The following is a 10,060-nucleotide window of genomic DNA, read 5'->3' on the forward strand; positions in this document are numbered from 1 at the left end:
ATCACACCCGCGTTCCGACTGAGGTGAACACGGCGACACAAAAGGATTCCGATGACACTGACCGACGTCCACTCCACCCGGCCCGATGAGCTCGCGCCGATGTTCTCCCCCCACCGCGCAAAAATCGTCTGCACAATGGGGCCTGCTACCGCGACCGACGACGCAACCCGAGCCCTGATCGTTGCAGGAATGAACGTCGCACGGTTGAATTTCAGCCACGGCGAACACCAGGATCATCGAGAGAACTACGACCGTGTCCGCAGCGCAGCACACGAACTGGGCAGTGCCGTCGCCGTCCTCGCCGACCTCCAAGGACCCAAGATCCGGCTCGGCAGATTTACCGACGGCGGCGCCCTCTGGGCGGCCGGAGACATCGTTCGCATCACCGTCGAGGACTGCGACGGCTCCCACGAGCGAGTATCCACCACCTACAGCCAACTCGCGCAGGACGCATCGCCTGGGGACCGACTTCTCGTCGACGACGGCAAGATCACCCTCGTTGTCATCGACATCGACGGAAACGACGTGGTGTGCCGGGTCGTCGAAGGCGGGCCGATCAGCAACAACAAAGGGGTATCCCTCCCCGGTATGAATGTCTCCGTTCCCGCTCTCTCGGACAAAGACATCGACGACCTGGAGTTCGCGCTGCGCATGGGCGTCGACCTCGTCGCGCTCTCGTTCGTCCGGTCACCGTCCGACATCGACCGGGTACACGCGGTCATGGACCGAGTCGGCAGGCGCGTCCCGGTGATGGCCAAGATCGAGAAACCGGAGGCAGTCGAGGACATCGAAGCCATCGTGCTCGCCTTCGACGCGATCATGGTCGCGCGCGGCGACCTCGGCGTCGAAGTGCCTCTCGAGGACGTACCGCTGATACAGAAACGCATAATCCAAATCGCCCGTGAGAATGCCCGCCCGGTTGTCGTCGCAACTCAGATGCTCGAATCGATGATCGACAACTCGCGCCCCACCCGGGCCGAGGCTGCCGACGTCGCGAATGCCGTACTCGACGGCGCCGACGCAGTGATGCTCTCCGGCGAGACATCGATCGGCACATACCCTGTCGACGCAGTGCGCACGATGGCGCGGATTCTCGATGCGGTCGAAACTCATTCCACCGACGTGCCCCCGTTGACCCATCTCCCCCAGACCAGAGCCGGTGTGGTGTCCTATGCAGCACGCGACATCGCAGAACGACTCGGCGCCTGCGCCCTGGTTGCCTTCACGCGTTCCGGCAACACCGTCCGCCGCCTCGCGCGGCTGCACACGCCGCTGCCCGTGCTCGCGTTCACCCCGGTTGCGGAGATACGCAATGAACTCGCACTGACGTGGGGGAGCGAGACCTTCGTCGTCGAGCCCACCGAATCCACCGACCTCATGATCGAACAAGTCGACCGGGCGCTGTTGAGCATGGACCGTTATCGACGCGGTGACCTCGTCGTCATCGTGGCCGGCGGACCCCACGATCTGACCGGTACCACCACCATGATCCGCGTCCACCGAATCGGCCACAACGACTGACATCCACCGTCGCCGAACCACCCGCACCGAGGAACCATGAGAATCTATTTTCCTACCGGAATCCTCCCGGCCCCACTTACATCCAATTGGGACTGGCAACTGCATGCCCACTGCCGAGGATTTGCCGTATCGACCTTCTTCCCGGCCCGCGGTACACGCGGAAGCGAACTCCGACGAGCGGAGGAGACCGCCAAACAGGTGTGCGCTCGGTGCCCAGTTCTCAACGACTGCCGAAGCCACGCGTTGAACAACGCAGAGTCATACGGAGTCTGGGGTGGAATGTCAGCGCGCGAACGCGCTGCAACTCTCACCGCACCGGCTCATGTTCCTCGTCCGAGACATCGAATCGGGCCTCCCGTGCGCAGACCACCCATGCGCCGAGATGGTCAAAGCCACGAGGCACCAGCCGGCGCCCCCCTCAGCGCCGGAGACCGCCGCCGAGAGCTGCGTCCTGAGTCAACGGTCGCCGTAGACAGTAGTTACGACGTTGATGACCGACGTCCGAAACCCGGTTTCTGACCGAACCGTGCATTCGAACGGCACGGTAAGACGAGTGACATGCAGGGTTGCCAACCGTTACCTTCATCATCGGCGGCCCCTCTCAAGGAGAGAACACTCTCACTACCTTGCCCGCGGATATGACTGGCGGAGTGACGAAATTTCAAGGTGCGGTATTCGGCACGATAAGCCAGTGCTTCTGGTTGCCCGCAATTCGGCGCACCGGCGTAATCGCGGTCTGATCGTCCCCCTCGCCGCTCAGGAACCGAGACCAGATGCGCCGCACCTGGGGCTTTAGCCCCCCACCCACGCGTTGCATCAAACACAACGACGTTGAATCTCGTCCAGTGTGCGATGCATATACGCAGGCCGACGTTGGCGCGAAGCCCGAAAACGATACGCTGGGTTTAGCGTTCACGGGAAGGTCACGAATTCCGTACTCGCTGTCGCACAGTTGCATCGAACACAATTCCGCTCAGTTGACTCACTACAGTCCGATCTGGTTCACAGCGTTTCCCACCAGTGGTGCGTGTTCGCGGCGGTATACCTCGACGGAGTCGAGGCTGGCGTGCCCGGTTTGGCGTGCGATGGCGGATCCGTCGGCGCCGTTGCGGGTGCCTTGGGTGACGAAGCCGGCGCGGAGCGAGTGGCCGCCGAGTTTGGCGAGCGCGGTGGGGTCGTAGCCGGCATGTTCGGCGCGTCGGCGGATGGTCTGGTGGATCGCGGCACCGGACAGCGATGTGGAGCCGAGGTTGCCGTTCTTGGCGACGGCACGAAGTAGCGGGGCGCGGGCTGCGGTGCGGGGCACTCCCCCACGGCACACGTGCTCGGCGAATGGCTCCTGCTTACGGAGCAGTCGGATCACGGACGGGCGGCCACCAGCATCGAACGCGGCCACGACCTGTGCCCAGCGGACGTACGCGCAGGGCGGGCATGTCTCGTGAGACTCGGTGTACGGCAAGGCTTTCATCGCTCCCCTGCCCTCTTGGTCGGTCTTCGATTTCCGTAGCCGGATGTGTAGGCCGTCGTGCCGGTGCACGGTCACGTCGCCGCACAAGAGCTCCGAGAGTTCGCTGCGGCGGTACGCGCCGGTGAACCCGAGCAGCAGGATTGCCGAATCGCGTCGTTCGAGTACCGCGTCGGCCCACCCCCGGCATCGCTTCCGCGCCGTCGAGACGAAGACCTTGATGTCGTCGACCAGTAGCGGGTCCCGCGGTGTGCGCGGCCGATCCCCCGCCGCGGCATACTCGCGGCGGATCCCGGATAATGTCGCGGTGACGAGCTCGTGTGCCGACGGAGACAGATGTCCCGTGGTGCGGTGCTGGTGGTTTATCGCCGCGATCCAGGTGCCGAACGTGGCGACGGCGTAAGCCCGCTCCCCCGTTTCGGTGCGGGTGTCCGCGGCATCGACGAGATATGCAGCCACCGTGACCGGATGTGCAGGCAACGCCGCGTGTCCCTCTCGCTCGCACCACCCGGCGAAGCGCCGCCACCCTGCGGCATAGGTACGCCGAGTCCCCTCGGACCGGGACGACGCGACAGCTTTCGCGATGCGCTTGGCCACGGCCGGCGGGATTTCGGGCTCTACAGCGGTGGAAACACGTCCGGCGGTGCTCACTACAGGTGCCCGGCCTGGTCGGAAGTCCATACCGGCAGCCTAGCGCAGGTCACCGACAGGTCTGCTGAGCAAAAACTGTGCTGAACTGGCATTTCGGGGTAGACGGTGCGGAAAATGCAATTTACGTTGGTCTAATCTGAATAAGTAAGGGTGAGTAGGAAGCTCTATCTGCAAGAGTGCCATTGGCGACCGATCAGAGCTGGCGAAGTGGTGGGTCGCGCTTCTGACACAGACCGGCTACCTGGGCTTAAGCCTCCGCTCCACTTCCCCACTGGTCCGAATCGGAGGCTCAGCAGCAAGGCCTCGGCGGATGTGCTTTCCGCCGAGGCCTTCTTGGTTGGATGAGCTGTGTCAGATGCCTCGAAGCGTCTTCACCAGCTCACGTATGTCCTCCTCGTTGAGCGCTTCCCTGATCGCGACTGCCACAGAGTGGGGATCGCTTTTCAGCTTCATCAGCGCCCGGATTGCGGCGCTGCGTGATGCGATCTGCTTGTCAGCATCGGAGGGTCGGCGTGGTTTCTTCTCGTTTGCTTTCGGCGATGGTGGGTTCTGCTGGCGTGAAGACCACTCAGCGACCTGCTCCGCAGACGGAATCTGCGCCAGCGCCCGAGCGTCTCGGATCGCGAGATCGCCTGAACGTAGTTTCTCCCGCAACTCAGGCTCTAGCTTGAGCAATGCGCGCCGCTGCGAGATCCAGCCTTCTGATCGCCCCAATTTTTGAGCGGCCTTGGTGGCGCTTCCGAGTTCAGTAACAAGAAGGTTGACAGCTTCTGCCTCTTCGACAACGTCGAAGTCTTGCCGGTCCAGGTTTTCGACTATTGATGCCCACAGGATGGCCTCTTTGGATGTTGCAAGGCTGTCCTGAACGACCACATCCATTCCCTTGCGGCCATACTTCTCGCTCGCAGCAAGCCTTCGGCAGCCGTTGACCACAACCCAACGTGCGGAACCGATTCTGGCGACGTCCTCTGGCCAAAGTTCGAGCCACCGTGCGCTCGTAACCACTGTCCCAGGTTGAAGCTGCCGCTCCGCGATTGTAGCCAGATCGGCGAGATCCCCGACCGCTGAGCGCGGATTCCGAGGGTTGGCCACTAGTTCGGACAGAGGCACATCTGGTCTAAATTGGCCATCCACAGGGATGGATGCATCCACGGGCGACTTGTCCCCCACTGAACCAACCAGACTAGAAAAATCGACCCGACCGCCCCGGGACTTCTGTGATGTTGCCATTTACTTACCTACTTCCAGCTCAAGGCACAAGCGTTGGAAGTCCTCACGTGCCTGCAGCGATGCCCGATTTGGCGGGTACTCGGTAACCACTTGCCCCTGAGCTGCGGCTCGACTGTGCACCTTGTAGTGCCGAACAACGGTGTTGGCGAGTGGCCAACCTTGCGCTTGGACGAATGCTTCGGTCTGTTCCAGGTCGACTCGGCCGTCTCTTGGATCCCAGTTGTTGATGACGACAATGAATGGGATTCCCTTCGGCTCAAGCACTTTGGAGATTGTGCGGGCCGTCGGGTCGAAGCTGAGTGGCTCCGGGACGATCGGGACGATCGCGAGATCGGTCACCGAAAGTACAGTGTCGAGCGCTTGTCCTGAAGTGCCGTTATCTACAGCCCCAGGACGATCGCCGATCCAGCCCGGCGTATCGACGTAAACGTGTTTGATTCCATCCAGGTTTGGCAGATGGCGGAGCATTTCCGGGTCGTCGATCTGAGTGACCCGGAAGGGAAGGTCCTGCACTCTTTCGGCCCACCACACTGCCGAGCCCTGAGGGTCGATCGAAGCTGCCAGTACTGGCGATTCGCTCTGCTTGGCTCCGGAGCGAGTCAAGACGTCATTCTTGACTGCCGCCAGGTTCATCGTGAGGGTACTCTTCCCCACTCCGCCCTTTTGGCTGATTATTACGTGTACGGGCATTGAGCCCACCTTCCGTTTGCTTCACCGCGGTGCGGCTACTTCGGTGTGGTGTTCTGGCGATGATCTTTACCGCGGTAAAGATCCGCGAGAACGCGCAGCGCTGGAGTTGCTTGCGCCCTCGAAATGTACATCACTATGCCTCCAGAGTGTTCGGTTGTAGCTTCGACTCGCCGGGTCATGTCTGTGATCCGATGGCAGACTCCCCCGCTGGACCTCGGCGCTCACTGGCTCGTCCACGCGCTGTGGTACTTACCGGCTAAATCTTTACCGCGGTAGACGTCAAATCAGTGAAGGTGGGCAGTGCTTAAGTCCGCCTGTCGCACCATCAACTACTGGTATTCAGACTTCTGACCCGAGGGTGTGGGAGCTACACCGTTGCAGATTCGTGCGAGGACTGTGTCATTGAAGCAGCGAGCAGGGCTGCGGACGGCAGCCGTCCCCAACGTTGGCTGGTTCGCTGGTCGACAGCAGTTAGTCGGGAGGCTTGCTAGGTATGGTGATACACGAAGTGCCGGCACCACGCCCGTCGGATGTCTTTAAGGCCCGCTGAGGCGCGTCGTACTAAGATTTCTGGGCGCGACCTGGCGTTGGTTCTGCAACAGTCGTTGCACTTCGAAGTACGCGCTAGTTGCTTGCTGTTGCAGTGCACTGCAATCATGCGCGACCAGGCTCTTCTGATGCAATCGGCCGGCCGATATCGTAGTGAGGGTGCAACAGTTTTCGTTAGGGTTTTCGGGCAGGCCCAGTTTGGTCGTTTCGCCCAATTCCGGCGGACTGTCAAGGCGCTAGGTCCTGAGCCTTGGCGTTGTCGCGTCTTTACCGCGGTAAAGGCTGATCTCTCACCGCAAGGTGATGATTCAGTAAATGCGAGTGGGTGGTGGGGTGATGTGGGCTCCAGTGAGGCCTTGAGTTTCATTTCTTGTCGGCAGTTAGTTTCAGCCATCTCGTAGGACCTTGGTTTGGCCGGCAACGCCTTGCGGCGGATTTACGTAGGGTGAATCGCGATAGTTCGCGCCGAAGTAAGACCGGGGGGCAGGATGTCGCACCCCACCCAATTTCGTCACTGTGACGAAAAGCGTCGCACCCACAAGCGTCGGGATCTGGCCGATTTGCAGTCGAAGTTCCGGGTTCTTTGGCGGTGCGCATTCGAAGGCCGGCCGAAGGTGGCGGCGGGCCTTTGATAGACAATATTCAATCGAATCCGCTTTAACGAGGCTGGCGTGTGCTGGGGAACTTCCTGTTGAGTGCATTTGCTTGAGTTAAATCGTGGATGCGCTTGATGCGCTGGGGGACCGGGGCCTGCAGAGCCTGGAGTCCGGGTGACCCGTTCCATATCTTGGCGACCTTTACCGCGGTAAAGATTGAATTTGACCTTGGAGTGGTACAGAGCTGCACCCTTGCGTCGAGCTCTCTTCGTGTTGCCGTTCGAGCGCGCCCTTCGAGGCAGGCTTCAGTGCTATGCCTCGCTCAGGCCGAGTGCGACGCTGGCAAGGCTGCATCCTGACATCGATGGAGCGAACATAATCGCGCTCCTATGGGATTGGGGCAACAGGTGAGTCGAATCGTGGGCTGGCACCAATGGTCCAGGCTCTGTGTCCTCTAAGGAGAAGCGCTTCGTAGGAGGGAACGGATGAAGGTGTGTCAGGGTCTGGACGAACGAACATCTTCACGCCGGTGGCGCGGAGCAGCATCAATGCTTGCTGTTCGAGTTCGTGGACCCGATTGCGGGGCCTGGTCGGTGTTCCCAACGCTGTGAGCAGTGCGAGGTAGAACCGGCCGGGTGACGGGTCCGGGGGCATCTGCATGCACAACACCGGTATCTGCTCGCGGTCGGACAAGCTGATCGGCGGATGAGTGCGCCGGAACTTTTCGATGATCATCGACTTGTCGTTGTTCGTCGGACCGAGCAACAGTAGGTTCGGCATACGCTGTCGGTCCGGCCACGACAGCAACGTCTCCAGATGGTCGATGACCGTAGCGATCACCTCATCGGTGCTCACGCGCACTCTGTACCTCGGTCCCACCGAGCGGCGCCGCCAGTTCGAGCGCCACCTCGCGTGAACGCGCGGCTCGCGGCGATGCCCGATGATGCGTACGTTCGCCCGTGGCCGCTGCATCCGCAGCCACTGCCAGGTGAGGCCCTCTCGTCCCACCGCGGGCTCGGCCACGACACCCCGTGTGGCCACGAGATGGTGCGCGCCACCCTCGCCGGTATCCAGGTATCGGTCGCGTAATAGTCAGTGAGATAACCGATTTCGGGTGTACTGTAATGCGCTTCATGCCGTACTGTTGGGGGCAGCGGGAAGGCCAGGTTCTTCTCAGAGCACTTGCAGGCGAACGCTTTTCCCGACATGACCAGATGGTCGGTGCACCCAGGTCCCGTCGCCGTGCCGATCGACCGGTGGGGCCACATGCCGTTCCCCGCACAGTCGATGTCCCCGGCAGGGGTCGGATGGATCGTCGATGCCCATCGCACTGGGCAGCCGCCTCGACACGACCCACGACCGCCTCGGTCGCTGCTCCTCGGTGATCGCGCGCTGGAAGCGGACATGACCGGCTCGCCGCCGCAACCCGTTGCAGCTGCACTGGACTCGGACTACTACCGAATCGGTATCGATGCCCGCCGCCGTGCCCACACCGATCTGGCCGATGTGTCCGACATAACCGATGATCTCGAGCATCGGATCGAGAATCTGTTGCAACGCACCCTCGAACTGCTCGATGGCGCGCCGAAACCAGAAGCGCAACCACACATCGAGTGGGTCGGGTGAACAGTGATCGACAAGAACGATACGGCCATGCCGTGAATGCGTACGCCGGCGTCAGAGAGTTCTGCTACGGGGTCATCCCGCCGCGGGACCTCGCTTCTTGATCGAGCGCGCGCGATCGACAGCTTCGATGTCCGCGTTGATGGTTCGGCGACGTTTCCTCAGAGTCAGTGCCGACAGCGGCAGGCTTGCGGCAAGTGCGGCGAGTAGTACCAATACGAAGGGAATGTCGAGGGTCGTCAGCGCGTCGACGGCCAAGATCACGCCTGCAGCGACGCACACGAGTATCAGCCGTACGCCGTTGTAGGCCAGCACATGAAAGACGAGCTGCCCCTGGGGGGTTGCGGGTGTGCGGATCAGTGGCATCGGCCGTCCTGTCGTGCGTAGTTGTGCGGGCGTCACCGTAGGGTGCGGGGCCGGGTTTCGGTGCCGATCTGCTTGAGGAAATCGTTGTAGGCGTTCAGTTCGCTGTATCCGTCTTCTTCGGCGTGGCGATCCGCGACGGCCGATTCCTCTTTTTCGTCTCGGTTCCATCGAATGCAGAAGATGAGCACCACCAGCAGGGCCACCGGCTCACCGTAGGACCATGCCAGCGCCCCGGCGAGTTTCTGATCAGCTATCGGATCGACACCCCACTGCGGGGGAGGGGAGGCGAACGTGGCGAGCATGGGGGTGCTCGACATCATCAGGATGACACCGAAGAACACATGCAGCGGCATCTCGACGAACAGGTCGAACATACGGCCCAGATTGCTCTGCCGAACAGGGAGGGGGCCGACGGCGAGCACAGGGATGATGAACAGCAGCCCGCTGGCGAAGAAGAAGATCTCCATCGATACGTGCCCGATCTCGCTGACGGCGAGAACATCGAAGATCGACGACAGATACAGACCGTAATAGCTGAAGAGGAACAACGGAATCGTCAGCCCGGGGTGAAGCGCGATGCGCCCGGCGCGGCTACGCAACCCCGTCAGCGCCGCGATCAGTACCCACCGCCCGGTTCCGTGATGAGCGGTGGCACGCAACAAAAGTCGTCCGGGCGAACCCACCACCAACAACGGTGGGATGGTCATCGACAACGTCAGATGCTGGAACATGAAGACGCTGAACAGGCTGTAACCGTAGCGTTCGACCTGCAGTCCGGTCACCAGGACCAGCGCCGCGCAGCCGAGCAGAAAACTCGCACTCCGCCACCGTGACCACGCGATACCTCGACCGCGGACCCGGTAGAGCCCCCAGCAGTACAGCCCGGCCATGACGATGCCGGCGATCGGCAGGATCGGGAGCGGCGGTACATCGAAGCTCAGCAACGCTGCCAGCGTCGGCGGGCCTTCCGGGGGAGTTACTGCGGCGATGTTCATCGGGACCCTGTCATTGCTTGTCCTTGCCTCGGATCACCAACGTCAGGGCGATGGCAGCGAGACCGAGGACAGTCAGGCCCACGATGGAGAGCAGCATCATGGTGTTCTGTTTCGGTGGCCGGTCTTCGCTGGCGGAGGGATTGTTGGGATCGTAGGGCTGCGTAGCCGTGGTAACAGGAGTCGGCGAGGTCGAGGTCGCACCGCCCTGCGACTGCTGTGCAGCGGCGTCCTGAGGGGTGGCGGTCGCCGCAACGTCGACGGAGAAACCGTACGACCCGGTGATCGGGTGCCCGTCCGCGGAGGTGACACGGTAGCCGACGGTGTACTCCCCGTTGGGGAGTCCGTCCTCGAGCAGGACCGATACGTCGGGGCCC

General features: G+C 61.9%; 10 protein-coding genes and 1 pseudogene. 4 read left to right on the forward strand and 7 right to left on the reverse strand.

The annotated features are described in order from the left end of the window. Positions 1-51: 51 nt before the first annotated feature. The gene (gene pyk, locus CH293_RS26810; RefSeq protein WP_094721976.1) at positions 52-1,521 is read left to right on the forward strand and encodes a pyruvate kinase; all 1,470 of its coding nucleotides are present in this window, start codon (positions 52-54) and stop codon (positions 1,519-1,521) included. A 36-nt stretch (positions 1,522-1,557) separates the two neighbouring features. Further along, positions 1,558-1,821 (forward strand): annotated as a pseudogene (locus CH293_RS28720) (WhiB family transcriptional regulator); the annotation flags it as partial. Positions 1,822-2,506: 685 nt separating this feature from the next. Here CH293_RS28720 and CH293_RS26820 read toward each other — a convergent pair. The 4 genes from CH293_RS26820 to CH293_RS26835 form a co-directional block, all read right to left on the reverse strand. Next, complete coding sequence (locus tag CH293_RS26820; RefSeq protein ID WP_094721978.1) at positions 2,507-3,667, reverse strand: tyrosine-type recombinase/integrase; 1,161 nt, start codon at positions 3,665-3,667, stop codon at positions 2,507-2,509. Between the two features lie 321 nt (positions 3,668-3,988). Next, positions 3,989-4,642, reverse strand: a complete 654-nt coding sequence (locus tag CH293_RS26825; protein ID WP_329946442.1) for a ParB/RepB/Spo0J family partition protein — start codon at positions 4,640-4,642, stop codon at positions 3,989-3,991. Between the two features lie 225 nt (positions 4,643-4,867). Beyond that, positions 4,868-5,557, reverse strand: a complete 690-nt coding sequence (locus tag CH293_RS26830; protein ID WP_032370995.1) for a ParA family protein — start codon at positions 5,555-5,557, stop codon at positions 4,868-4,870. 1,532 nt (positions 5,558-7,089) lie between these two features. Beyond that, positions 7,090-7,557: a TniB family NTP-binding protein gene (locus tag CH293_RS26835; protein WP_230593005.1), complete on the reverse strand. Its 468-nt coding sequence runs from the start codon at positions 7,555-7,557 to the stop codon at positions 7,090-7,092. Between the two features lie 57 nt (positions 7,558-7,614). Between CH293_RS26835 and CH293_RS28345 the strand changes: the two genes are divergently transcribed. Continuing rightward, complete coding sequence (locus tag CH293_RS28345; protein ID WP_155288467.1) at positions 7,615-7,791, forward strand: hypothetical protein; 177 nt, start codon at positions 7,615-7,617, stop codon at positions 7,789-7,791. A 117-nt stretch (positions 7,792-7,908) separates the two neighbouring features. Beyond that, positions 7,909-8,328, forward strand: coding sequence for a hypothetical protein (locus CH293_RS26840; RefSeq protein ID WP_094650287.1), 420 nt, complete (start codon positions 7,909-7,911; stop codon positions 8,326-8,328). A gap of 72 nt (positions 8,329-8,400) precedes the next feature. Here CH293_RS26840 and CH293_RS26845 read toward each other — a convergent pair whose 3' ends face one another. The 3 genes from CH293_RS26845 to CH293_RS26855 form a co-directional block, all read right to left on the reverse strand. Then, the gene (locus tag CH293_RS26845; protein WP_052053811.1) at positions 8,401-8,691 is read right to left on the reverse strand and encodes a DUF4229 domain-containing protein; all 291 of its coding nucleotides are present in this window, start codon (positions 8,689-8,691) and stop codon (positions 8,401-8,403) included. Between the two features lie 32 nt (positions 8,692-8,723). Then, positions 8,724-9,686, reverse strand: coding sequence for a cytochrome c oxidase assembly protein (locus tag CH293_RS26850; protein ID WP_032370888.1), 963 nt, complete (start codon positions 9,684-9,686; stop codon positions 8,724-8,726). 10 nt (positions 9,687-9,696) lie between these two features. Beyond that, positions 9,697-10,060 (reverse strand): copper resistance protein CopC (locus CH293_RS26855; RefSeq protein ID WP_141217237.1); only part of this gene is annotated, 364 nt, incomplete at its 5' end.

This window comes from Rhodococcus sp. 14-2470-1b, assembly GCF_002259415.1.
GTDB lineage: Bacteria > Actinomycetota > Actinomycetes > Mycobacteriales > Mycobacteriaceae > Rhodococcoides.

What these genes read in the sequence shown, in the direction of transcription:
- CH293_RS26850 (WP_032370888.1), bottom strand. Translation starts at nt 9,686, where the DNA reads ATGAACATCGCCGCAGTAACTCCCCCGGAAGGCCCGCCGACGCTGGCA.
- CH293_RS26845 (WP_052053811.1), bottom strand. Translation starts at nt 8,691, where the DNA reads ATGCCACTGATCCGCACACCCGCAACCCCCCAGGGGCAGCTCGTCTTT.
- CH293_RS26830 (WP_032370995.1), bottom strand. Translation starts at nt 5,557, where the DNA reads ATGCCCGTACACGTAATAATCAGCCAAAAGGGCGGAGTGGGGAAGAGT.
- CH293_RS26840 (WP_094650287.1), top strand. Translation starts at nt 7,909, where the DNA reads ATGACCAGATGGTCGGTGCACCCAGGTCCCGTCGCCGTGCCGATCGAC.
- CH293_RS26820 (WP_094721978.1), bottom strand. Translation starts at nt 3,667, where the DNA reads ATGGACTTCCGACCAGGCCGGGCACCTGTAGTGAGCACCGCCGGACGT.
- pyk (WP_094721976.1), top strand. Translation starts at nt 52, where the DNA reads ATGACACTGACCGACGTCCACTCCACCCGGCCCGATGAGCTCGCGCCG.